This window comes from Pseudomonas sp. GW822-FHT05A08 (genome assembly GCF_058800485.1).
The window spans coordinates 2,751,629-2,773,927 of sequence record NZ_CM179511.1 but is presented as its reverse complement, the minus strand read 5'-3'; the positions used below and the strand labels follow the sequence as shown (position 1 = coordinate 2,773,927).

The 22,299-nt window shown below is 64.8% G+C and carries 21 protein-coding genes; 10 read left to right on the top strand and 11 right to left on the bottom strand.

Annotation, left to right across the window (positions count from 1 at the left end; translation table 11 throughout):
- Positions 1-58 precede the first annotated feature (58 nt).
- The 4 genes from pcsA to AC3RCP_RS12465 all read left to right on the top strand — a co-directional run bounded on the left by pcsA (position 59) and on the right by AC3RCP_RS12465 (position 2,152).
- Positions 59-778 (top strand): phosphatidylcholine synthase, encoded by a 720-nt coding sequence (gene pcsA, locus AC3RCP_RS12480; RefSeq protein ID WP_007924962.1) that lies wholly within the window; start codon positions 59-61, stop codon positions 776-778.
- A 36-nt stretch (positions 779-814) separates the two neighbouring features.
- Positions 815-1,180: a DUF2784 domain-containing protein gene (locus AC3RCP_RS12475; RefSeq protein WP_009043256.1), complete on the top strand. Its 366-nt coding sequence runs from the start codon at positions 815-817 to the stop codon at positions 1,178-1,180.
- A 116-nt stretch (positions 1,181-1,296) separates the two neighbouring features.
- Complete coding sequence (locus AC3RCP_RS12470; protein ID WP_124321289.1) at positions 1,297-1,695, top strand: hypothetical protein; 399 nt, start codon at positions 1,297-1,299, stop codon at positions 1,693-1,695.
- 16 nt (positions 1,696-1,711) lie between these two features.
- Positions 1,712-2,152, top strand: coding sequence for a GNAT family N-acetyltransferase (locus AC3RCP_RS12465; RefSeq protein WP_492571580.1), 441 nt, complete (start codon positions 1,712-1,714; stop codon positions 2,150-2,152).
- A gap of 14 nt (positions 2,153-2,166) precedes the next feature.
- Here AC3RCP_RS12465 and AC3RCP_RS12460 read toward each other — a convergent pair whose 3' ends face one another.
- Both AC3RCP_RS12460 and AC3RCP_RS12455 read right to left on the bottom strand, forming a co-directional pair.
- A complete protein-coding gene (locus AC3RCP_RS12460; RefSeq protein ID WP_101337508.1) occupies positions 2,167-3,507 on the bottom strand; it encodes a dicarboxylate/amino acid:cation symporter in 1,341 nt (446 codons plus the stop codon).
- Positions 3,508-3,598: 91 nt separating this feature from the next.
- The gene (locus AC3RCP_RS12455) at positions 3,599-4,654 is read right to left on the bottom strand and encodes a tartrate dehydrogenase (RefSeq protein WP_007924955.1); all 1,056 of its coding nucleotides are present in this window, start codon (positions 4,652-4,654) and stop codon (positions 3,599-3,601) included.
- A gap of 137 nt (positions 4,655-4,791) precedes the next feature.
- On the opposite strand from AC3RCP_RS12455, the gene AC3RCP_RS12450 reads away from it, so the two are divergent.
- Entirely contained in the window at positions 4,792-5,721 is a 930-nt protein-coding gene (locus tag AC3RCP_RS12450) for a LysR family transcriptional regulator (protein ID WP_102680607.1), read from the top strand.
- A 61-nt stretch (positions 5,722-5,782) separates the two neighbouring features.
- Here the strand turns inward: AC3RCP_RS12450 and AC3RCP_RS12445 are convergent, their stop codons facing one another.
- The 3 genes from AC3RCP_RS12445 to AC3RCP_RS12435 form a co-directional block, all read right to left on the bottom strand.
- On the bottom strand, positions 5,783-6,193 hold the full coding sequence (locus AC3RCP_RS12445; protein WP_492571579.1) for a hypothetical protein: 411 nt from the start codon (positions 6,191-6,193) through the stop codon (positions 5,783-5,785).
- Between the two features lie 93 nt (positions 6,194-6,286).
- Entirely contained in the window at positions 6,287-7,126 is an 840-nt protein-coding gene (locus AC3RCP_RS12440; RefSeq protein WP_102680605.1) for an AraC family transcriptional regulator, read from the bottom strand.
- 114 nt (positions 7,127-7,240) lie between these two features.
- Entirely contained in the window at positions 7,241-7,801 is a 561-nt protein-coding gene (locus tag AC3RCP_RS12435) for a TetR/AcrR family transcriptional regulator (protein ID WP_492571578.1), read from the bottom strand.
- A 171-nt stretch (positions 7,802-7,972) separates the two neighbouring features.
- Here AC3RCP_RS12435 and AC3RCP_RS12430 point away from each other — a divergent pair, with 171 nt between their 5' ends.
- Genes AC3RCP_RS12430 through AC3RCP_RS12420 form a run of 3 tightly spaced genes read left to right on the top strand, consistent with a single transcriptional unit; the run spans position 7,973 to position 13,701 of the window.
- Positions 7,973-9,136, top strand: coding sequence for an efflux RND transporter periplasmic adaptor subunit (locus tag AC3RCP_RS12430; RefSeq protein WP_492571577.1), 1,164 nt, complete (start codon positions 7,973-7,975; stop codon positions 9,134-9,136).
- A gap of 27 nt (positions 9,137-9,163) precedes the next feature.
- Complete coding sequence (locus tag AC3RCP_RS12425; protein ID WP_101337501.1) at positions 9,164-12,304, top strand: multidrug efflux RND transporter permease subunit; 3,141 nt, start codon at positions 9,164-9,166, stop codon at positions 12,302-12,304.
- Positions 12,305-12,309: 5 nt separating this feature from the next.
- Positions 12,310-13,701, top strand: a complete 1,392-nt coding sequence (locus AC3RCP_RS12420; protein WP_101337500.1) for an efflux transporter outer membrane subunit — start codon at positions 12,310-12,312, stop codon at positions 13,699-13,701.
- Positions 13,702-13,792: 91 nt separating this feature from the next.
- On the opposite strand, the gene AC3RCP_RS12415 is transcribed toward AC3RCP_RS12420, so the two are convergent.
- A complete protein-coding gene (locus tag AC3RCP_RS12415; RefSeq protein ID WP_492571576.1) occupies positions 13,793-14,755 on the bottom strand; it encodes a GlxA family transcriptional regulator in 963 nt (320 codons plus the stop codon).
- A gap of 107 nt (positions 14,756-14,862) precedes the next feature.
- On the opposite strand from AC3RCP_RS12415, the gene AC3RCP_RS12410 reads away from it, so the two are divergent.
- Positions 14,863-15,408, top strand: coding sequence for a thioesterase family protein (locus AC3RCP_RS12410; protein ID WP_492571575.1), 546 nt, complete (start codon positions 14,863-14,865; stop codon positions 15,406-15,408).
- A gap of 116 nt (positions 15,409-15,524) precedes the next feature.
- On the opposite strand, the gene AC3RCP_RS12405 is transcribed toward AC3RCP_RS12410, so the two are convergent.
- Complete coding sequence (locus AC3RCP_RS12405) at positions 15,525-17,513, bottom strand: peptidase U32 family protein (RefSeq protein WP_101337498.1); 1,989 nt, start codon at positions 17,511-17,513, stop codon at positions 15,525-15,527.
- 118 nt (positions 17,514-17,631) lie between these two features.
- Positions 17,632-18,012, bottom strand: a complete 381-nt coding sequence (locus tag AC3RCP_RS12400; protein ID WP_009043240.1) for a RidA family protein — start codon at positions 18,010-18,012, stop codon at positions 17,632-17,634.
- 224 nt (positions 18,013-18,236) lie between these two features.
- Here AC3RCP_RS12400 and AC3RCP_RS12395 point away from each other — a divergent pair, with 224 nt between their 5' ends.
- Entirely contained in the window at positions 18,237-18,623 is a 387-nt protein-coding gene (locus tag AC3RCP_RS12395) for a VOC family protein (protein ID WP_007924943.1), read from the top strand.
- An 88-nt stretch (positions 18,624-18,711) separates the two neighbouring features.
- On the opposite strand, the gene AC3RCP_RS12390 is transcribed toward AC3RCP_RS12395, so the two are convergent.
- Genes AC3RCP_RS12390 through AC3RCP_RS12380 form a run of 3 tightly spaced genes read right to left on the bottom strand, consistent with a single transcriptional unit; the run spans position 18,712 to position 22,278 of the window.
- Positions 18,712-19,419 (bottom strand): ABC transporter ATP-binding protein, encoded by a 708-nt coding sequence (locus tag AC3RCP_RS12390; RefSeq protein ID WP_087088157.1) that lies wholly within the window; start codon positions 19,417-19,419, stop codon positions 18,712-18,714.
- Complete coding sequence (locus tag AC3RCP_RS12385; RefSeq protein ID WP_256584104.1) at positions 19,416-20,279, bottom strand: ABC transporter ATP-binding protein; 864 nt, start codon at positions 20,277-20,279, stop codon at positions 19,416-19,418. Before AC3RCP_RS12385 ends, AC3RCP_RS12390 begins: the two co-directional genes overlap by 4 nt.
- A gap of 4 nt (positions 20,280-20,283) precedes the next feature.
- Positions 20,284-22,278, bottom strand: a complete 1,995-nt coding sequence (locus AC3RCP_RS12380; RefSeq protein ID WP_492571574.1) for an ABC transporter permease — start codon at positions 22,276-22,278, stop codon at positions 20,284-20,286.
- Positions 22,279-22,299: the final 21 nt, after the last annotated feature.

The window sequence follows — 22,299 nt, the reverse complement described above, 5'->3', positions numbered from 1 at the left end:
GCCCCCGTTTCTTCCAATGGGGCGTCGCACGGCTGGTTTCATTTCCTGGAGAACGCCCGTGATAACGACCCGACACATCGCCAGTCTCAAAGCCTGGGGCGCCCATGGTTTCACCGCGACCGGCGTGGTCACGGCCTTTCTCGCCACCCTGGCGCTGTTCGACAACCAGCCCAAGGCCTGCCTGCTGTGGCTGGGCGTGGCGCTGATCGTCGATGGGGTCGACGGCTCGCTGGCGCGCAAGGTCAATGTGCAGTCGGTGCTGCCGCATTTCGACGGCTCGGTGCTGGACCTGGTGATCGACTACCTGACCTATGTGTTCATCCCGGCGCTGTTCATCTATCGCTACATCCCGCTGCCGGACTACAGCGCGCTGCTGGCGACCTCGGTGATCCTGGTGTCGTCGCTGTTCTGCTTCTGCAACGTCAACATGAAGAGCAAGGACAACTATTTCGTCGGCTTTCCCGCGGCCTGGAACGTGGTGGCGCTGGCGCTGTACATCCTTGCCCCGACACCCTGGCTGAGCCTGTCGAGCATCGTGGTCCTGGCGCTGCTGACCCTGACCCGGATGAAATTCCTGCACCCCTTCCGCGTGCGCCGCTTCATGCCGGTGAACATCGCAGTGACCGCCATCTGGCTGCTGTGCAGCCTATCGCTGGTGATCAACCATCCCTACAATGGCCCCTGGGTGATGGGCTTGTGGCTGGCCATGTCGGCGTACTTCCTGGGCATCTGTATCTGGCGCACCGCGCTGGGCTGGTTCGACCGCGCGCGAACCTGAACCCCTGCTGTACCCCTGACCGCAACGAGACTCGACATGCTCTACCGCTTCGCCGCTGACGCCCTGGTATCGCTGCACCTGGCCTTTATCCTGTTCGTACTCTTCGGCGGCCTGCTGGTGCTCAAGTGGCCGCGCCTGGCCTGGCTGCACCTGCCCGCCGCGACCTGGGGGGTGGCGGTCGAAGTCTTCCACCTGCCCTGCCCGCTGACCGAGTGGGAAAACCGCCTGCGCCACGGTGCCGGCCAGCAGGGGTATGGCGACGGTTTCATCGAACACTATCTGATCCCGCTGATCTACCCGGCCGGGCTGACGCCGCAGATCCAGCTGGGCCTCGGCGCGCTGGTGCTGCTGATCAACGCCCTGGTCTACGGGCGCCTGCTGTGGCGGCGCCGGCAGCCTTGAAAAAATCCGCGGCATGGCTGGCGAATCCCGCGCCACAGCCTGCCCCCGTCTGTGTATATTTCCAGGCAACCCCGTGGGCAACGGCGATCCGCGATCGCTTCGAGTGGAGTCCATAGATGCCCGATTTCCAGATCCGCCAGCCTTGCCCGCCCGGTGCCTGCGATTGCGATCGCGAGCGCCTGCTGCAAACCCCTGGCACCGACCTGCGCATCCTCGGCCTGACCCGCCAGGAGGAAAAGCGCCTGCTCGAGCGGCTGGAGAACCTGCAAAGCTTGAGCGACCTCGAACACATGCAGCGGCGGATGTACGAACTGCTGGGCATCCGCGTGCAGATCGCCCCCAGCTTCAACGAAGTGCGCAGCATGCGCGGCATCGCCATCCAGCTCGACGAGCTGCCGGGCCTGTGTCGCAAGACCCGCCAGTCGATTCCCGCCGCGATCCGCCGCGGCCTGGAGAAGAACCCGGAAATCGCCTACCGCCTGCTCGACGCCCACGACCTGTTGCGCGACGCCTGAACTGGAAATCTCCTCTATGAAAACCGCCGTCACGGCCAGCCCCTTGATCGTTATCAGCAACACCATCGACAGCACCTTCGAAACCCTGCTCGGCAAGGGCCTCGCCGCCTTCAACGAGCAGATGACCGGCTACAACGATCGCCAGCCCCTGGCCGTGGAACTCAAGGACCCGCAAACCGGCCAGGTACTGGGCGGCATCAGCGGCCGCACCTCCCTGGGCCTGTTGTTCATCGACCTGTTCTACCTGCCCGACAGCCTGCGCGGCGCGGGCCTCGGCGCCCGACTGCTGCAGGCTTGCGAAGACGAAGGCCGGCGCCGCGGCTGCCGCTCGGCCGTGCTCTACACCCTGAGCTTCCAGGCGCCGTCGTTCTACGAAAAACACGGCTGGCAACGCTTCGGCGAGATCCCTTGCGAACCCGCGGGCAGCAGCCGGATCTTCATGAGCAAGGCCTTGTAGGCGACCAGGGCTGCCTAGGCCCGAGAGGCCTTCTCCAGGCCGGGCAGCAAGGTGCCAGCCCCTTTCGCCGGCGGCGTGCTGTCAGGCGCCGGCTGCGCCTCTTGCACTTCGCCATTGAACGCCTTGTGCATCTTCGCCGTGTCCAGTGCCCCCACCCATTTGGCGATGGCCAGGGTGCCGACCCCGTTGCCGATGGTGTTGGTGATCGCCCGCGCTTCCGACATGAAGCGGTCGACGCCCAACAGCAGGACCATGCCCGCCACCGGAATGGTGCCCAGAGACGCCAGGGTCGCCGCCAGAATGATGAACCCCGAACCTGTGACCCCCGCCGAGCCCTTGGAGGTGAACATCAGCACCGCCAGCACGATCAACTGATCGGTGAGGGTCAGCGGCGTGTTGGTCGCCTGGGCGATGAAGATGGCGGCGATGGTGTAGTAGATCGCCTGCCCGTCCGGGTTGAAGGTCAGGCCCGAGGGAATGATCATCCCGGCCACCGGCTTGGACACACCGGCCTTTTCCATCTTGGAAATCATCTGCGGCAGCACCGACTCCGAGGAGCTGGTGCCGAGCACGGTGAACAGCTCCTCCTTGATGAAACGCAGGAACTTCCACAGGCTGAAACCGCTGTAGCGGCAGATCGGCCCCAGCACGAAGATCACGAACAGCACGCAGGTCAGGTAGACGCAGGCCATCAGCTTGCCGAGGGAAAACAGCGAGCCGAAACCGTATTTGCCGATGGTGAAGGCAATGGCGCCGAACGCGCCGATGGGGGCCAGGCGCATGACCATGTTGACGATGCGGAACATGCCCTGCATCAGGCTATCCAGGGCATCGACGAAGAACTTGCCCCGCGGTCCGACCTGGGCCAGGGCAATGCCCAGCAGGATGGAAAACAGCAGGATCTGCAGGACGTTGCCCTTGGCGAACGCATCGACGATGGTGTCGGGAATGATGTTGAGCACGAAGTCCATGAACGAGGCGTGCCTGGCGGCGCTGGTGTAGGTGCCCAGGCTGGACGTATCGAGGCTGGCGACATCGATGTTCATGCCGGCGCCGGGCTTGAACACATCCACCACCACCAGCCCCACCACCAGCGCCAGGGTAGAGACCACCTCGAAATAGATCAGCGCGCGAAAGCCGACCCGGCCCAGCTCCTTCATGCTTTCCATGCGGGCGATGCCGGTGACCACGGTGAGGAAGATCACCGGCGCCAGGAGCATCTTGATCAACTTGATAAAGGCGTCGCCCAAGGGTTTCAGCGCGGCGCCGGTTTCCGGTAGCAGCACCCCGACCAGGGCGCCGAGCATCACGGCGATAAGGACTTGCACATAGAGTTTGCCAAGTATTCTTTTCATCACAGGGCCCTGATTCTTATTGTTGTCAGGAAATGCCAGGGGCGCGGATCGCGACCCGCCCCCTGGCGTTGTGCCGCAGTACGACTGTGAATCAGCGATTGATCAGGGCGAGCACCGCGTCGGTGACCTGCCGGGTGCTGGCCGTGCCGCCCAGGTCAGGCGTATGCAGGCCGCTCTCGGTCACCGCCTCGATGGCCGACATCAGTTGCTTGGCCGCGGCCGCTTCGCCCAGGTGTTCGAGCATCATCGCCGCCGTCCAGAAGGTCGCGATCGGGTTGGCCACGCCCTTGCCGGTGATGTCGAAGGCCGAGCCGTGGATCGGCTCGAACATCGAGGGAAAACGCCGCGCAGGGTTGAGGTTGGCGGTCGGGGCGATGCCCAGGCTGCCGGACAGCGCCGCCGCCAGGTCGGAGAGGATGTCGGCGTGCAGGTTGGTGGCGACTATCACGTCCAGGGTCGCCGGCTTCAGCACCATGCGTGTGGTCACCGCGTCCACCAGTTCCTTGTCGACCCTGACGTCCGGGAAGTCCCGGGCGACCTCATAGAAGATCTCATCCCACAGCACCATGCCATGGCGCTGGGCGTTGGACTTGGTGACCAGGGTCAGGTGCTTGCGCGGACGGCTTTGCGCCAGCTCGAAGGCAAAACGGTGAATGCGCTCGACCCCGGCCCGGGTGAACACCGAAACCTCGGTCGCCACCTCTTCAGGCAAGCCGCGGTGCACCCGGCCGCCGTTGCCGGAGTACTCGCCCTCGGAGTTTTCCCGCACCACCACCCAATCGATCTGCTCGCCGTTGTGCAACGGGCTTTTCACCCCAGGCAGCACCCGCGCCGGACGCACATTGGCGTACTGGTCGAAACCCTGGCAGATCGGCAGGCGCAGGCCCCACAGGGAAATATGGTCCGGCACGTTGAGGGCGCCGACCGCGCCGAAGAAGATCGCGTCGAAGGTCTTCAGCTCCGCCAGGCCGCCTTCGGGAATGTAGTAGCCGTTTTTCAGGTAGTTGTCGGAGTTCCAGTCGAAGTGTTTGAAGTCCAGCTGGAAGGCCGACTTCTTCGCCAGCGCCTGTAACACCTCGACGCCCGCGGCGATCACTTCCACACCGATGCCATCACCCGGGATCGCGGCAATTGTGTATGCACTCATGGTCCACCCCTTTCTCGTTGCCTTCTTGTTGTGCCTGTCGGACAAGGCTGTCCAGACAGGGTGTGGGCGGAGTATATGTAGTGAGAAAAGCCCCATGAGTTACTCAAAATCACTACATACATAACTTTGAGTTACCAATGAACCAGAGCCTCGACCTGTCGTTTTTCTACCTGCTGGCCAACAAGGGCAGCCTCGCCGCCACTGCCCGCGAGCTGGGCGTCACCCCACCGGCGGTGAGCAAGCGCCTGTCCGCGCTGGAAGCACGGCTGGGTATCCGCCTGGTCAACCGCACCACCCGCTCCATGAGCCTGACCACTGAAGGTGAGCTGTATTTCTCCCACGCGGCGCGCATCCTGACCCAGATCGACGAGGTCGAGCAGTTGCTCGGCAGCAGCCGGGCGACACCCAAGGGCCTGATCCGGGTCAATGCCTCCCTGGGGTTCGGCCGGCGTTACATCGGCCCGGCCCTGGCCGCGTTCTTCGCGCGCTACCCCGAGGTGGAAATCCAGCTGGAAATCAGCGACCACCCGCTGGACCTCGCGACCCACGGCTTCGACCTGGGCATCCGTTTCGGCAGCCTGCCGGACGCGGCTTTCCATGCGCGCAAGATCGCCTCCAACCGCCGCCTGTTATGCGCCTCACCGCTGTACCTGCAAAAGCATGGCGTGCCGCAACGCCTGGCGGACCTGCAGCAGCACAACTGCATCTTCCTGCGCCAGAACGAGACGCCCTACGGGGTGTGGAGCTTCACCAACGGCGGGCGCACGCAGAACGTCAAGGTCCGCGGCGCCCTGGGCTGCAACGACGGCGAGGTGGCCCTGAACTGGGCCCTGGAAGGTTATGGCATCCTGCTGCGGGCCGAATGGGACATCGCCCGTTACGTGCGCAGCGGCCGCCTGCGCCTGGTGCTGGAAGACCAGACGCCGACCCGCGCCGACGTCTATGCGGTCTACCCGCAACAGCTGCATTTGTCGGCGCGGGTGCGCAGCCTGATCGACTTCCTGGTGGAACGTTTCAAGCACATCGACAACCTCGACGAGCCGGGGTCGCCGCCCACCCTGCCGTAGGAGCGAGCGGGCGGCGATCCGACTGGCCCGCGCTGGCCGCGACGCGGTCTGCCGGGAACACCTACCAGTTATGGCTATTGATCCGCTTGTGGCCCAGCAACTGGTCGACCAGGGCCACGGCGGCCGCCTTCGAAGCGCAGTGCAGCAAGGGGTAGCCCCAGAACTTGCGGTAGGTTTCGGCGAAGGCTTCCACCCGGGCCTGGGTCGCGCCGTCGGGGGCGATCACGATGCTGGCCCTGATCCAGCGGCGGATCGCCTCCTTGTTGCGCTTCATCCACAAGGAGGCCTGCTTGAGGCTGGCCTGGGCGTCTTCGCCCTGCTGCGGTTGTTCGCCGGGCGCGTCGGCGGTCACCAGCACAAAGGGCTTCTGGCGTTGCAGCAGTTGGTCGAGCTGGCTGAAAGGATCGGTCTGGCTGGCCGCGCCGTGGTAGTGCATCCAGACCAGGGGAAACTGACGATGGTCGATGTTCATAAGGCTTCCTCGACAAGAGACAAACAAGAATGCCTATCATCTGCAAAGGAAGACTTGTCTGCATCAGTCAACCTGGACAAGCTATTGACCGATTCAGCCAAATGAAGATTCGGCGTCCCGGACCGGAGAATGGTCGCCCAGCAGCATCCCGCGCTCGGCGAGAAAGCGCGCCGGCGGCTGGCCCACGGCCTTCTTGAACATGCGGATAAAGGCACTGGCGCTTTCATAACCCAGGCCCAGCGCCACACTCTCCACCGACTCGCCCCGGGCCAGGCGCTTGATTCCCAGCAGGATGTGCAACTGGCGTTGCCACTGGCCGAAACTCAAGCCGGTCTCGGCCAGGATCAGCCGGCTCAGGTTGCGTTCGCTCATGCCGATCCGCTCGCCCCAGCCACCCAGGCTGCGACGCTCGGCCGGCTGCTCGATGATCGACGCGGCCATATCGCGCAACTGCGGGTGCCGGGGCATGGGCAGGTGGATCTGTTCCTGGGGCGCGGCGGCCAGTTCATCCAGGGCCACCGCCATCAGCCGCCCCTGCGGGCCGTCGAGATCATAGAGCTCGGGCACTTCCACGCAACGCTTGAGCAGTTCCTGCAACAGCGGCGAAACCGCCAGGGTGCAACAGGCCCCGGGCAGGCCGCGGACCTGCTCGGGTTCGACGAACAGACAGTAACTCTCGGTCCGCTCCAGCCCCCGCACGTTGTGCCGCATGTCCCCGGGAATCCACACCGCGCATTGCGGCGGTGCCATCCACAGACCTTCGTCGGTCTCGCAGGTGATCACCCCGGCCAGCGGGAACAGCAGCTGCGCCTTGCGATGGCTGTGCCAGGGCCGCTCCCAGCGCGTGGCCTGGAGGGAGATGCGCAGCGCATACAGCGGCCGGTCGACCCGGTCCGGGTCCTGGGGATGATGTTGGTCGTGCAGTACCGGCATGGCGAAACCCGTGGAGGATGAGACTCGAGCCACTGACCGGCCCGAGCCTCTGACGCAGGGGATTGTGCTGGCCGCTGGACGTTTCGCCAAGCAGCGCCGGCGACACGCCGGGAATCAGGACGACGGCGTTGCCGCGCCATGCAGGAACATCTGCTCCATGACCAAAGCAGATCCTGCTGGAGCAGCGCGCCCCAGGCGTTCGGAATCGACGATGCCGCAGATCAGGGTCATGAACAGATCGCTCAACACCGGCGCGCTGACGTCGATGCGCAGGTAACCCTCTTGTTGCGCCCGCAGGAAGAAGGCGTCCAGGGCGTCGATGCAGGGCTGCCAGCGATTGCCCTCGGCGTTGGGCGCCATGGTGTCCGGGCGATACTGGAAGACCATGAACAGCAGCAACTCGCGCTGCGCCAGATTCAACTGGATCAGATTGCGCAGGGCCACCGCCGGCGCGGCCTGGTGCAGGTCCGCGGTCTCGATGATCTGCTTCATCACCTCGCAGGTGTGGCTCATCAGCATCTCGATCAGGTTGTCCCGGGTGCCGCAGAACCGGTGCAGGGTGGCCTTGCTCACCCCCGCCGCCTCGGCCAGCTCCTTCAGTGTCCCCCACGGATGGTCGACGATGGCCACGGCCAGCGCCTTGAGGAGTTTTTCGTCGGAAGCGGGCGAAGACATAAAGGCAGACTCATTCTGGGCAGGAAGAACGCACGCATTGTGCAGAAAATCCCTACAAGCTCAAGGGAGTTGACACTTTTTAACACGAAAGAATCATTTGAGACAAATTTGCCTCATAAGATCCTTGAAGATATTATTCGCGCCTTTCCAGAACCAGCCTTCAGGTGAAACATGAATGCGTTGCGCGAATTGCGTGTATTGAGCTTGGCAGCGGTGGCCCTGATGGGCATGGCCGGCTGCGGTAATGGCGAGCAGCCCGGAGCGCAACCGAGTGCGCCCAGGCAGGTCGAGACCCTGACCGTCCACCCCGAGACCCTGGCCCTGAGCAGCGAACTGCCTGGCCGTATCGAGCCGGTGCGGGTCGCTGAAGTGCGGGCGCGGGTGGCCGGTATCGTGATCCAGCGCCACTTCGAGGAAGGCGCGGACGTGAAGGCCGGCGACCTGCTGTTCCAGATCGACCCGGCGCCGCTCAAGGCCGCGCTGTCCCGCGCCCAGGGCGAGCTGGCGCGGATCGAGGCGCAACAGAGCGAGACCCAGGCCCGACTCAAGCGTTATGAACAGCTGGCAAAAGTCGAAGCGGTCAGCCAGCAGGACCTCGACACCGCCCGCTCCGCCCTGCAGAGCAGCCAGGCCGCCCGCCAGTCGGCCCGCGCCGATGTGGAAACCGCCCGCCTCAACCTGGGTTACGCCACGGTCCGCGCGCCGATCTCCGGGCGCATCGGCCGGGCCCTGGTCACCGAGGGCGCCCTGGTAGGCCAGGGCGAAGTGACTCTGATGGCGCGCATCCAGCAACTGGACCCGATCTACGCCGACTTCACCCAGCCGGTGGCCGAGGCCCTGCGCCTGCGCGAAGCGCTCAAGCAAGGCAGCCTGACCGCCGGCGAGGAGTCGCGGCTGTCGATCCAGGTCGAGGGCACTGAGTTCCAGAGCCAGGGCGAACTGCTGTTCTCCGACGTCTCGGTGGACCGCGGCACCGGCCAGGTGTCCCTGCGCGGGCGCTTCGACAACCCCGAAAGCACCCTGCTGCCGGGCATGTACGTGCGGGTGAAGGTGCCCCAGGGCACCGACCGCCAGGCCCTGTTGGTGCCGCAACGTGCGGTGCAGCGCGGCAGCGACGGCCAGGCCCGGGTACTGGTGGTGGACGCCAGCGACAGCGTCGCCCAGCGCCCGGTGCAGACCGGCGTCATGCAGGACAAGCGCTGGCAGATCACCCAGGGCCTGGAAAGCGGCGACAAGGTCATAGTCGGCGGCATGAGCGGCCTCAATCCCGGCGACAAGGTCGCCATTCAACAGCCCGATCCGCAACCCGCGCAGCAGCAGGCAGCCCGCCAGTAAGCCCGGCCCCGCGTTCGAGGACACACCATGTCTCTGTTCTTTATCAAACGGCCCAAGTTCGCCTGGGTCGTCGCCTTATTCATTTCCCTGGCCGGCCTGCTGGTGATCCCCGCCCTGCCAGTGGCCCAATACCCCAGCGTGGCGCCGCCGCAGATCAGCATCACCGCCACCTACCCCGGCGCCTCGGCGAAAGTGCTGGTGGATTCGGTCACCAGCGTGATCGAGGAGGAGCTCAACGGCGCCAAGGGCCTGTTGTATTTCGACTCCACCAGCAACTCCAACGGCGTCGCCGAAATCGTCGTCACCTTCGAGCCGGGCGTCCAGCCGGACATGGCTCAGGTGGAGGTGCAGAACCGCCTGAAGAAGGCCGAGGCGCGCCTGCCCCAGGCCGTACTCAGCCAGGGCGTCCAGGTCGAACAGACCAGCGCCGGCTTCCTGATGATCTACGCCCTGAGCTACAAGGAAGGCGCCCGGGAGCAGGACACCACCCTGCTGGCCGACTACGCCGCGCGTAACGTCAACAACGAGATCCGCCGGGTCGAAGGCGTGGGCAAGCTGCAGTTCTTCGCCTCGGAAGCGGCCATGCGGGTCTGGATCGACCCGCAGAGCCTGGTGGGCTACGGCCTGTCCATCGAGGACATCGGCAACGCCATCCGCGCGCAGAACGTGCAGGTCCCGGCGGGCAGTTTCGGCAGCGCCCCGGGCGCGGTCGGCCAGGAGCTGACCGCCACCCTGGCGGTCAAGGGCACCCTGGACAACCCCGAGGAATTCGCGCGCATCGTGCTGCGCGCCAACCAGGACGGCTCCAAGGTCACCCTGGGCGACGTGGCGCGGATCCAGGTCGGCAGCCAGGACTACAACTTCACCACCCGCCTCAACGGCAAGCCGGCGGTGGGCGCGGCCATCCAGCTGTCGCCGGGGGCCAACGCGATCAAGACCGCCAGCGCGGTCAAGGAGCGCTTGCACGAGCTGTCGGTGAATTTTCCGGAGAACGTCCAGTACTCCGTGCCCTACGACACCTCGCGCTTCGTCGACGTGGCCATCGAAAAGGTCATCCACACCCTGATCGAAGCCATGGTCCTGGTGTTCCTGGTGATGTTCCTGTTCCTGCAGAACCTGCGCTACACCCTGATCCCCAGCATCGTGGTGCCGGTGTGCCTGGCCGGTACGCTGACGGTGATGTACCTGCTGGGCTTCTCGGTGAACATGATGACCATGTTCGGCATGGTGCTGGCCATCGGCATCCTGGTGGACGACGCCATTGTGGTGGTGGAGAACGTCGAGCGGATCATGGCCGAGGAAGGCCTGTCCCCGGCGGCGGCTACCGTCAAGGCCATGGGCCAGGTGTCGGGGGCGATCATCGGCATCACCCTGGTGCTGTCGGCGGTGTTCATGCCGCTGGCGTTCATGGCCGGCTCGGTGGGGGTCATCTACCAGCAGTTCTCGCTGTCGCTGGCGGTGTCGATCCTGTTCTCCGGGTTCCTCGCGCTGACCTTCACCCCGGCGCTGTGCGCCACCCTGCTCAAGCCGGTGGCCCCGGGGCACCATGAGAAGCGCGGCTTCTTCGGTGCCTTCAACCGCCTGTTCGGCCGCCTGACCGAGCGCTACAGCGCCTTGAACAACCACCTGGTGCGGCGCGCCGGGCGCTACATGCTGGTCTACCTGGGCGTGGTGATGCTGCTGGGCGTCGTCTACCTGCGCCTGCCCGAGTCCTTCGTGCCCGTGGAAGACCAGGGCTACATGATCGTCGACGTGCAACTGCCACCGGGCGCCTCCCGCGAGCGCGCCTCGGCCACCGGCCAGCAGCTGGAGCAGTTCCTCGCCTCCCGCGAGGCCGTGGCCAACACCTTCCTGGTGCTGGGGTTCAGCTTCTCCGGGCAAGGCGAGAACGCCGCCCTGGCCTTCCCGACCCTGACAGACTGGTCGCAACGCGGCGCCGAGCAGTCGGCCGAGGCGGAAACCGCCCAGGTCAACCAGCGCTTCGCCAGCCCCGACGACGGTACGGTGATGGCCGTCAGCCCGCCGCCAATCGATGGCATGGGCAACTCCGGCGGTTTCTCCCTGCGCCTGCAGGACCGTGGCGGCCTGGGGCGCGAAGCCCTGCTGGCAGCCCGCGACCAGTTGCTCGGCGAAACCTACGACAACCCGAAGATCCTCTACGCGATGATGGAAGGCCTGGCCGAGGCGCCACAGCTGCGCCTGGACATCGACCGGGACAAGGCCCAGGCCCAGGGGGTGGGGTTCGATGCGATCAACAACGCCCTGTCCACCGCCTTCGGCTCGGCGGTGATCAACGACTTCGCCAACGCCGGGCGCCAGCAACGAGTGGTGGTACAGGCCGACCAGAGCCAGCGCATGACCCCGGAAAGCGTGCTCAAGCTCTACATTCCCAACAACAGCGGCGCCCTGGTGCCCCTGAGTGCCTTTGTCTCCACCCATTGGGAAGAAGGCCCGGTGCAGATCGCCCGCTACAACGGCTACCCGACCATTCGCATCTCCGGCGACGCCATGCCCGGGGTCAGCACCGGCGAGGCCATGGCCGAGATCGAACGCCTGGCGGCCCATCTGCCGGCCGGCATCGGCTATGAATGGACCGGCCTGTCGTACCAGGAAAAGATCGCCAGCGGCCAGGCCCTGCAACTCTTCGCCCTGGCCTTCGTGGTGGTGTTCCTGCTGCTGGTGGCGCTGTACGAGAGCTGGACCATTCCCCTGGTGGTGATGTTGATCGTGCCGGTGGGCGCCCTCGGCTCGGTGCTGGCGGTGACCGCCGTCGGCATGCCCAACGACGTGTACTTCAAGGTCGGCCTGATCACCATCATCGGCCTGGCGGCGAAGAACGCGATCCTGATCGTCGAGTTCGCCAAGGACCTCCGGGCCGAGGGCTATAGCCTGCGGGACGCGGCCCTCAAGGCGGCGCGCCTGCGCTTCCGGCCGATCGTCATGACCTCCCTGGCGTTCATCCTCGGCGTGGTGCCGCTGGCCCTGGCCACCGGCGCCGGCGCGGCCAGCCAGCGCGCCATCGGCACCGGGGTGATCGGCGGCATGCTCAGTGCCACCCTGCTGGGGGTGATCTTCGTCCCGATCTTCTTTGTTTGGGTGCTGTCGCTGCTGCGCCGCGAACCCACGACGAGCAACGATGACCTGCAACCCGCGCGGACCGAGGAATGACCGGCATGAAATCCAACCCCCTGATCTACGCCGCCCTGCCCCTGGCCCTGCTGCTGGCCGGCTGCTCCCTGGCGCCGCGCTACGAGCGTCCGCCGGCGCCGATCGCCGCGACCTGGGAAGACCAGGCCGCGACGCCGAAGGAGCTGCCGCAGTGGCAAGCCTTTGTCCTCGATCCCGACCTGCGGGCGCTGGTGGACAGCGCCCTGGCCAACAACCGCTCGCTGCGCCAGGCGCTGCTGGATATCGAGGCGGCCCGGGCGCAATACCGCATCCAGCGCGCCGACCGCCTGCCGGGGTTGAACGCCAGCGGCTCGGGCAACCGCCAGCGCCTGCCGGCCGACCTGTCGTCCAGCCAGACGGCCGGGGTGTCCAGCACCTACCAGGTGGGGCTGAGCCTGCCGGAGTACGAGATCGACCTGTTCGGCCGTGTGCGCAACCTGTCGGACGCCGCCCTGGAGCAATACCTGGCCACCGAGGAAGCCACCCGCGCCAGCCAGCTGGCGCTGATCTCCGAGGTGATCCAGGCCTACCTGACCTGGGACGGCGCCCAACGCCAGCTGGCCCTGACCCGGGACACCCTGCGCAGCCGCGAACAGTCCCTGGAACTGATCGGCCAGCGGCGTACCATCGGCACCGCCACGGCCCTGGATTATCAGGAGGCCCAGGGCCTGGTGGAGCAATCCCGGGCCGAGCTGGAAAACACCGACCGCCAGCTGCGTCTGGCGCGCAATGCCCTGACCCTGCTGGTGGGCACCCCGGACGCGCTGCCCGCCCAACCACGTGACGAACTGTTGCTGGTGCAGGACATGCTGCCCGGGGCGCCGTCCGAGCTGCTCGCCCGACGTCCGGACGTGCTGGCCAGCGAGCATCGGCTCAAGGCTCGCCATGCCGATATCGGCGCGGCACGGGCGGCGTTCTTTCCGCGCATCACCCTGAGCGGCAGCCTGGGCACTTCCAGCAGCGAGATGTCCGGGCTGTTCGACGGCGGTTCGCGGTCCTGGTCGTTCCTGCCTTCGGTGTCGATCCCGATCTTCGCCGGCGGGCGCAACCGGGCCAGCCTGGACCTGGCCGAGGTGCGCAAGGACAGCGCCGTGGCCGCCTACGAAGGCACCCTGCAACAGGCCTTCCGCGAAGTGGCCGACGCCCTTGCCGCCAGCGACACCCTGCGCCGCGAGGAGGCGGCGCGCCAGGGTCTGGCGCGCACCAGCCAGGCCACCCTGGAACTGGCCAAGGCCCGCTACGACAGCGGCCTGGACGATCACCTGCGGTACCTCGACGCCCAGCGCAGTGCGTTCAACGATCAGTCCACGCTGATCCGCATCAGCACCCAGCGCCAGATCGCCCTGGTGGACCTGTTCCGGGCCATGGGCGGTGGCTGGGACAGGCAGCCGCTCTAGGGTTGTGCCGCATCCCGGGCAGGGTAGCGGGCAGGCAGGCCCACTGCCCTGCCCGTGTTTTTTTGCGCCGGCCGGCGCTGGTCATCGGCACTCAGCCAGCCGCCTGGAACTTCTTGCGATACGCCGCCGGCAGCAGGCCGAGCCGTTGCTGGAACAGCCGGCGAAACGAGTTGCTGTCTTCGTAGCCCACTTTGTAGGTGATGCTGTCCAGGGTCATGCGCGTGGACTCCAGCAGCTCCTTGGCTTTCTCCAGGCGCAGGGTCTGCAGATAGGCCAGGGGCGTGTAGCCGGTGGCCTCCTTGAAGCGGCGCTTGAAGTTCCTCACGCCAAAGCCAAAACGGCGGGCCGTGTCGTCGATCAGCAGCGGCTGGTCGAAGTGTTCCTCCAGCCAGTCCTGCACCCGCAGGATCTCGCCATCGCCGTGGCTCTTGGGCAGCGACCACATGACATAGACCGACTGCTCGCTGCGCACCTTGTCGATCAGCAAGTACTTGCTGCACTTCTGCGCCAGCTCCAGGGAGGCGAAACGCCGCACCAAATGCAACAGCAGGTCCATGGCCGCGCTCGCGCCGCCGCTGGTGATCAGGCGATCGTCCTCGCAGAGGAGCTGCCCCTCGTCCAGCTTGACCCCGGCATAACGCCGCCGGAACAGCTCGGCGAAGGCCCAGTGGGTGGTGGCGCGAGCGCCCTTCAATAGGCCGGCTTCGGCCAGCAGGAAGGTGGCGGTGCACATCGAGGCCAGCACCGCGCCCCGGGCATGCTGTTGCCGCAACCAGGGCCCATGCCCGGCAAATGCCGGCAAGGCCTCCTTCAGGGTGAAGAGAAAACCGGGGATCAGCACCAGATCGGTCTGGGCGATCTCGGCCACCGAGCGCTGCACCCGCAGCACCTGCCCACCCCAGGCGCTGACATCGGCGCCATCCAGCGAGGCGACCACCACCTCGAACGGCGCGCTGGCGCTGTCGGCGAACAGGTTGGCGGCGCTCAGCACTTCCAGGGCCAGGGTGGCGCTGGCGGCGGAACAGTAATCGGTCAGGAGCAAGGTGACGTGCATAGTGGATTCCGTTGCGCTTTTCGCATGAAAAATGTCATTTGCGCACCTACCTTAGCCGATTCTTCTTCCCTAGAGTGCAGCCATCCTTTTCCATCATCGGTGCACTCATGAATCTCTGGTTCCGCATGCTGCTCATGCTGTTTCGTCGTCCGTGGCGCAAGCCGGTCGCAGGCCTGGCCACCACCGTGGTGCGCATGCGCGTCTGGCCGCTCGACCTCGACCTCAACCGCCACGTCACCAACGGCCGCTACTTCACCCTGGCCGACCTCGGGCGCATGGACTTCGTCCTGCGCAGCGGCGCCTACCGCGTGGCCCTGCGCCACAGGGCGGTGCCGATCGTTGGCGATGTGTGGGGCAAGTTCCGCCGTGAACTGAAGCTGTTCGAAGCCTTCGAGATCCACAGCCGGATCCTCGGCTGGGACGAGAAATGGAGCTTTATGGAACACCGCTTCGTGAGCAAAGGCCGGGTGATCGGCGTGGTGGTGATGCGCGGGCTGTTCCGCTCGGGCAAAGGCACCATCGCCCCCGGCGAATTCGTCCACGAGCTGGGCGTGGACACCTCTCCCGAGTTGCCACAGTGGCTGCAAGACTGGTCGCAAAGCTGCGACGACATGAGTGTTCAGTTGCGCGCCGAGGAAGATCCAGCGCGTTAAGGCAGTTCGCAGAAACAACAACGCCATTGCCGACCCAGTCGACAATGGCGTTGATGCACGATAGCCAGCGCTTGAACGAGTGAGCAAGCGCGACGCCGAGGCGCCGCGCCCGCCACTCAGTGCGGAGCGCGGGGGATGGTCTTGAGCAGGTCTTCGGGGCTGATGTGGCCGACCACGCTGCCCGGTTGCGGCATGTTGAGGATGTGGCCTTTCATCTTGCCGATGATGTGCATCTCGCACGGTTTGCAGTCGAACTTCAGGGTCAGCACTTCGTCACCGTGAATCAGCTGCATCGGCGCCACCTTGGTGCGCACGCCGGTGACGCCCTTGGCCTGTTTCGGGCACAGGTTGAAGGAGAAACGCAGGCAGTGCTTGGTGATCATCACCGGCACTTCGCCGGCCTCTTCGTGGGCCTCGTAGGCCGCATCGATCAGCTTCACCCCATGGCGATGGTAGAAGTCGCGGGCCTTCTGGTTGTAGACGTTGGCCAGGAACGACAGGTGCGACTCCGGGTACACCGGTGGCGGCGTGGTCTCGGCCTTGCGGCTGCCACGCGGGTGAGCGGCAACCCGCGCGGCGGTCAAGGCTTCGATCACTTCGCGGCGCAAGGCCTTGAGCTGCGAGTTGGGGATGAAGTAAGCCTGCGGCGCATCGAGCTTGATGTCGATGGCGTGGTACTGCGTGGTGCCGAGCTGGCCGAGCAGGTCGCGCAGTTGTTCCAGCGCCTGCTCCGGCTTGTTGGCGACGCCGAACGGGCCGTCCAGGGTCACGCTGGCGCTGATCCCCTCTTCACTGGTCGCGGTCACTTCCAGCTGTTCTTCGCGCAGGCGCGCGACCCAGCTCAGGGCCACGCGACGCTCGGACGAAGTCTTCTGCAGGGCCTGCTGCCAGTTGTGATCGAGGTTGCGGTTCAGCGGGTGGTTCGGCCGCAGCTTGTACAGGCCTTCCGGCATCTCGTTGGGCTCGACGCGATAGCGATAGCGCTTTTCGCCGTCCTCTTCGAACTCGCCCTTGGGCTCGGCGATGTTGGCGCGAAAACCCACCACTTCGCGCTTGACCAGCACGTTGAGGCCGTCGCCGTTGGACAACGGCTCATGGGTCACCACGTGCAGGTCGCGCTTGGCGACTTTCTCCACCACGCCCACCGGCAGGCCGGTAAAGGTCGGCGAGTCGAAGGCGCCGATGTCGATCTTGCGATCGGTGACGAAATAATCGGTGCTGCCGCGGTGGAAAGTCTTTTCCGGGTCGGGCAGGAAGAAGTGCGCGGTGCGGCCGCTGGAAGCGCGGGCCAGGTCGATACGGTCTTCGAGCACATCGTCCAGGCGCTGGCGGTAATAGGCAGTGATGTTCTTCACATAGCCCATGTCCTTGTAGCGCCCTTCGATCTTGAACGAACGCACGCCGGCTTCCACCAGGGCGCGGATGTTGGCGCTCTGGTTGTTGTCCTTCATCGACAGCAGGTGCTTCTCGTAGGCGATCACACCGCCCTTTTCATCCTTGAGGGTGTACGGCAGGCGGCAGGCCTGGGAGCAGTCGCCACGGTTGGCGCTGCGGCCAGTCTGCGCATGGGAGATGTTGCACTGGCCGGAGAAGGCCACGCACAGCGCACCATGGATGAAGAACTCGATCGCCGCGTCGGTCTCGTCGGCGATGGCGCGGATTTCCTGCAGGTTCAGCTCGCGGGCCAGGACCAGCTGCGAGAAGCCGGCCTGGTCGAGGAACTTGGCCCGGGCCAGGGTGCGGATATCGGTCTGGGTGCTGGCGTGCAGCTCGATCGGCGGAATGTCCAGCTCCATCACGCCCAGGTCCTGGACGATCAACGCATCGACGCCCGCGTCGTACAGCTGGTGGATCAGCTTGCGCGCCGGCTCCAGCTCGTTGTCGTGGAGGATGGTGTTGATGGTGGTGAAGATCCGCGCGTGGTAACGCCGGGCGAACTCCACCAGCTCGGCGATTTCGCTCACTTCGTTGCAGGCGTTGTGGCGCGCGCCGAAGCTCGGGCCGCCGATGTACACGGCGTCGGCGCCATGCAGGATGGCCTCGCGGGCGATGGCGACATCGCGGGCAGGGCTGAGCAATTCCAGGTGATGCTTGGGCAAGGACATATTTTTTTAGTCAGGCTCGTCGAGGCGCGCATTGTAGCGGCGAAACGCCTGACCGGCACCCGTGTACTGCCCGGTGGCGCCCACTCGCCGAGCGGCACCACCGGATAACGCCGCAAACTCAGCCCTTGGCCGCCATCGCGGTGACTTCCACGCGCATGCCTTCGACCGCCAGGGACGCTACGCCAACGGCGGCGCGCACCGGCCAGGGCTTGGCGAAGAAGCGCTGGTAGACCTCGTTGAACGCGGCGCGCTCGGCCATGTCGGTGAGGTAGATGGTCAGGTGCAGGACCCGGTCCATTGAGCTGCCGGCCTTTTCCAGGGCCACCTTGAGCGCCTGCAGGGTGCACTCGCTCTGCGCAGTGATGTCGCCCAGTTCCAGGCTGCCGTCGGCGCGGGTGGGGATCTGGGTGGAGACCAGGATGCCGGCGAAACCGGCAACGTCGGAGGAGATGGAATCCGCGTCGGGATCGGGAATGAAATCGATATCGTGGTTGGCCATGGGGCTCTCTTGTTCGAGGGGATGAAAGGCGCCAGTTTACAGCCCCGGCGCCGGGTCGTGCGGGAATCGGCGGGAAAACCCGGCAGCCTGCCGGGCTGTCAGTACCCCGCTTCGCTCACAGGACAGCCGGTCGCCCTCCAGGGCGTGGACACCGCGGCTGCCCGGCTATTATTCCTGCCAGGTATTTATTGCCACCGGTACATCAAATACGGAGGAAGAACCCCATGAAGATCGTGATCACCAGCGTGGTCGTCGACGACCAGGCCAAGGCCCTGGCCTTCTACCGGGACGTGCTGGGTTTTCAGCTCAAGCACGACATCGCCATGGGCGAGCATCGCTGGCTGACGCTGACCTCCCCCGGCGACCCCGACGGCGTCGAATTGCTGCTGGAGCCCGACGCTCACCCGGCCGCCAAGCCATTCACCTCGGCACTGAAACGCGATGGCATCCCCTTCACTTTCTTCGGGGTCGAGGATGTACACGCCGAATATGCCCGGCTGAGCACCTTGGGCGTGCAGTTCACCCGAGCGCCGACAGTTGCCGGCCCGGTGACCCTCGCGGTCTTCGACGATACGTGCGGCAACCTGATCCAGATCGTGCAGCACAATTGAGGGGTAACGGGCCCTCTGTCAGCGGCCCGCCTCTACCTGAGCTGGAAAACCCAACGTGCGCTGCTGCACGCAAAGACCTGCTCCTGCGCTAGCTCAGGTAGAAGTCTTTCAAGGCTTCCTCGGTCACGCTTTCCCCCGCCAGCACGGAAACGATCTCGCCGACACGCAGGGCATACACGCGAGTCGCCATCTGGATGGCTTCCACTGTGTTCTGTTCGACGAGCAGGATCGGTGTTTTCCGCGAGCGAATCTCTCGAAGGGTATCGAGTACCACCTCAATCATTTTCGGTGAAAGCCCCATGGTCGGTTCATCCAAGATCAGTAGCTCCGGGCGGGACATCATCGCCCGGGCAATGGCCAGCATTTGCTGCTCGCCGCCGGACATGGTGCCCGCCTGCTGCTTGCGTCGCTCCTTCAGGATCGGGAACAGCTGGTACATGTCCTCGATGTCGTCGGCAATGGCTTTGCGATCATGGCGGGTGTAGCTGCCCAGCTTTATATTTTCTTCGATCGTCAATCCCGGGAATACGTGACGCCCCTCGGGCACATGAGCCAGCCTCATGCGCACTCGCGCATCAGGTGAAAGCGTGGTGATGTCCTTGCCCTGGAAGCTCACCTTGCCACTCTTGCACGGCAAGAGGCCGGAAATGGCCCGTAGCGTCGTGGTCTTGCCGGCACCGTTGCTGCCGATCAGGCTCACGATTTCATCCTTGTCTATCGACAGGGATATGCCCTTCACCGCTTCGATACCGCCATACGCCACGCAGAGGCTGCTGACCTCAAGAAGCTGATTCATGCTTTGGCCCTCCCCAGATAGGCAGCCTGGACTTCTGCATGACTCAGCACGTCATGGGTGGTCCCGCTGATCAATTTTTTCCCCTGGTAAAGCACGGTCGTGAAGTTGGCAAGGCTTCGGATGACGTCCATGTCGTGCTCGATCAGCAGGATCGCCACCCCGCTTTCCCGGACCTGGTCGATCAACTCGCTCAGAGCCGCCTTCTCCGACACGTTCATGCCCGCCAGCGGTTCGTCCAGGAGCAACACCTTGGGCTTGGAGATCAACGCGCGGGCGATTTCCACTCGACGTTGATGGCCATAGGGCAATGAATTGGCTGGCACCCCTTCGACATTGGGCGGCAACCCGACAAACCGGATCAACGCCCTGGCCTCTTCCACTGTGTTGCGCTCGAACTCGACCGCGGACCTTGTCCTGAACAGGGCCGCGAACAACCCGCCCTGGAAACCCGCATGACGCCCCACCAGGACGGTTTCCAGAACCGTCATCTCGCCGAACAGACGGATATTCTGGAAAGTCCGCGCCAAGCCTGCCTGGGCGATGGCGTGGGCGGTCCAGTGACCCGAGGTCTTGTCGCCGATGGTGACATTTCCTGCATCGAGAACGGCGAATCCCGATAAGGCATTGACCGCCGTGCTCTTGCCGGCGCCGTTCGGGCCTATGAGCGCATGCACCGAATGGCTGCGCACCTCGAGGTTCAAATGGCTGACCGCGCTCAGGCCACCAAAGCGCACGGTCAATTCGCTGGCTCGCAGAACAACGCTGGCTCTCATATCGGCTCGACTGACAGGTTTTTGCGCGGTCATCGGCTCGACCAGCAGGGGTGTGAAAAGCTCATGATTGTTGACTACAGGCATCATCGGATTACCCCATTACAAGACGCTGACGGGCCTTGGCGGCTAAACCACTGGGACGAAACAGCATCAATGCGATCAGCATGGCGCCCAGCAGGATGTATCGAGACTCGGGGAAGCTCTCGACAAAGGGAATATTGAGGGAGGCTTGCAGGAACACGATCCATACCGCGGCACCGACGAAGGGCCCGATCATGGTTCCCATACCGCCGAGCACCACCAGCATCAGGATCACGATGTTCTCGAACAGCGTGAAGCTGATGGGGCTGATGTACTGCTGGAAGTGCGCGTAGAACACCCCGACCAGACCACCGACAAATCCGCTGCACGCATAAGCCAGCAGTTTGTAGCACGTGCCGTGGATGCCCATCGCCTCCGCCGCGTCGTCATCCTCGCGCAGCGCCACCCAGGCCCTGCCGACGAAGGAACGCACGACCCGGCCAATGCAGAACAGCAGCACGACGCTCAGTGCCAGGGCGAAGAAGTAAAGCGCCCGGGTCGAGCCAATCTCGTAGCCAAACAGCATGGGCAACGGAATCCCGCGAATCCCCATCGGGCCATTGGTCACCGGGACCCAGTTGGTCACGACAACGCGCACGATTTCACCGAAACCCAGGGTCATGATCGCCAGGTAGTCGCCGCGGACCCGCAGCGTCGGATAGCCCAGGAATACCCCGAACAGGGCGGCAATCAGCCCGCCAATGATCAGGTTGGCATACAGCACCCACCAGGTGGCGGCGATGTCCAGGCCATAGACGCCCTGAAGCACACTGACGAATACGATCGAGGTGTAGTACGCCCCGACGGCCCAGAACGCGACGAACCCCAGGTCCAGCAAGCCCGCGAAACCGACCACGATATTCAACCCGCTGGCGAGCATGCCGTAGAGCAGGACCATCACCAGAATGCCGAGCCAGTAGTCGGACTGGATACCAAAACCGACACCTACGGCTGCGGCGATGGCGACGAACTTGACCAGGTTGCTCGCCATCAGGCGTGAAGCGAACACACCATCGAGCAGGCGCAATGGCGCGGTGACCCATGAGCCTTTGTCGGTTCTGTCACTGGTCAGGCTTCCACGGGCATGGCTATTCATTTCCTTCCTGCCCAGCAGCCCCTGCGGACGGACCAGCAGTAGCAGCACCAGCAGGACAAAACTCAGGGCGTCCTGATAGATGGCGCCGCCGGGGATATAGCCGGAACACAGCGATTCGACCAGGCCGAGCAACAACCCACCGACCGCGGCCCCGGGAATATTGCCGATCCCACCAAGCACCGCCGCCGTCAACGCCTTCAAGCCGGGCGCGAAGCCCATGGTGGGGCTGGCGAACGCGAAGGATTGCGCATAGAGAATGCCGGCAAACGCGGCGAACGCCGAACCGAGCACAAAGGCCAGGCCGATGATCCGGTTCACTGGAATACCCACCAGGTAAGCGGCCGTCGGGTCCTGAGCCGAAGCGCGCATCGCCCGTCCCAGCGAGGTGTAGTGGACGAACAGCTGCAGGGCGATCATGGCCACCAGCGCGGAAGCCATGACCAGCCATTCAACGCCGGTGACCGTGATTTCACCGAGCTGGAGCGCCGGCAGACGCGTCAGGGGCGTCTCTGGAAAACTCAGCGAGCTGGGCCCCCAGACGGTCTGGGCCAGACTCTGCAAGAGTACCGAGACCGCAATCGAAGTAATCAGCGAAGCCATGCGCGGAGCATTGCGTAGCGGCCGATAGGCGATGCGGTCGATCAGGGCTCCCAGCGCCGCCACCGCCACCATCGCGACCAGGGCCGCCAGGAAGAAGTTCAGGTTCGGCATCGCCACCTGATATCCGAACAGTGAAAGCTCGGGCAACATCAGTGACAAGGTGATAAAGGCGCCCAGCATGAACAGCTCGCCAAATGCGAAATTCACCATTTTGACTACACCGTAAACCAGCGTGTAAGCCACCGCCGCCAGGGCATAAATGGCCCCGAGCATCAGGCCATTTATCAGAAGCTGCTCAAAGTAAAGCATGAGGATCTCCAGCGGTTTTGC

Excerpts from the sequence above, each read along its gene's own strand:
- AC3RCP_RS12405 (WP_101337498.1), bottom strand. The coding sequence starts at position 17,513 with ATGTCCTTGCCCAAGCATCACCTGGAATTGCTCAGCCCTGCCCGCGAT.
- AC3RCP_RS12450 (WP_102680607.1), top strand. The coding sequence starts at position 4,792 with ATGAACCAGAGCCTCGACCTGTCGTTTTTCTACCTGCTGGCCAACAAG.
- AC3RCP_RS12435 (WP_492571578.1), bottom strand. The coding sequence starts at position 7,801 with ATGTCTTCGCCCGCTTCCGACGAAAAACTCCTCAAGGCGCTGGCCGTG.
- AC3RCP_RS12415 (WP_492571576.1), bottom strand. The coding sequence starts at position 14,755 with ATGCACGTCACCTTGCTCCTGACCGATTACTGTTCCGCCGCCAGCGCC.
- AC3RCP_RS12455 (WP_007924955.1), bottom strand. The coding sequence starts at position 4,654 with ATGAGTGCATACACAATTGCCGCGATCCCGGGTGATGGCATCGGTGTG.
- AC3RCP_RS12400 (WP_009043240.1), bottom strand. The coding sequence starts at position 18,012 with ATGGCCAACCACGATATCGATTTCATTCCCGATCCCGACGCGGATTCC.
- AC3RCP_RS12420 (WP_101337500.1), top strand. The coding sequence starts at position 12,310 with ATGAAATCCAACCCCCTGATCTACGCCGCCCTGCCCCTGGCCCTGCTG.
- AC3RCP_RS12470 (WP_124321289.1), top strand. The coding sequence starts at position 1,297 with ATGCCCGATTTCCAGATCCGCCAGCCTTGCCCGCCCGGTGCCTGCGAT.
- AC3RCP_RS12390 (WP_087088157.1), bottom strand. The coding sequence starts at position 19,419 with ATGAATCAGCTTCTTGAGGTCAGCAGCCTCTGCGTGGCGTATGGCGGT.
- AC3RCP_RS12380 (WP_492571574.1), bottom strand. The coding sequence starts at position 22,278 with ATGCTTTACTTTGAGCAGCTTCTGATAAATGGCCTGATGCTCGGGGCC.
- AC3RCP_RS12440 (WP_102680605.1), bottom strand. The coding sequence starts at position 7,126 with ATGCCGGTACTGCACGACCAACATCATCCCCAGGACCCGGACCGGGTC.
- AC3RCP_RS12460 (WP_101337508.1), bottom strand. The coding sequence starts at position 3,507 with ATGAAAAGAATACTTGGCAAACTCTATGTGCAAGTCCTTATCGCCGTG.
- AC3RCP_RS12385 (WP_256584104.1), bottom strand. The coding sequence starts at position 20,279 with ATGATGCCTGTAGTCAACAATCATGAGCTTTTCACACCCCTGCTGGTC.
- AC3RCP_RS12465 (WP_492571580.1), top strand. The coding sequence starts at position 1,712 with ATGAAAACCGCCGTCACGGCCAGCCCCTTGATCGTTATCAGCAACACC.
- AC3RCP_RS12410 (WP_492571575.1), top strand. The coding sequence starts at position 14,863 with ATGAATCTCTGGTTCCGCATGCTGCTCATGCTGTTTCGTCGTCCGTGG.
- AC3RCP_RS12425 (WP_101337501.1), top strand. The coding sequence starts at position 9,164 with ATGTCTCTGTTCTTTATCAAACGGCCCAAGTTCGCCTGGGTCGTCGCC.
- AC3RCP_RS12430 (WP_492571577.1), top strand. The coding sequence starts at position 7,973 with ATGAATGCGTTGCGCGAATTGCGTGTATTGAGCTTGGCAGCGGTGGCC.
- AC3RCP_RS12475 (WP_009043256.1), top strand. The coding sequence starts at position 815 with ATGCTCTACCGCTTCGCCGCTGACGCCCTGGTATCGCTGCACCTGGCC.
- AC3RCP_RS12445 (WP_492571579.1), bottom strand. The coding sequence starts at position 6,193 with ATGAACATCGACCATCGTCAGTTTCCCCTGGTCTGGATGCACTACCAC.
- AC3RCP_RS12395 (WP_007924943.1), top strand. The coding sequence starts at position 18,237 with ATGAAGATCGTGATCACCAGCGTGGTCGTCGACGACCAGGCCAAGGCC.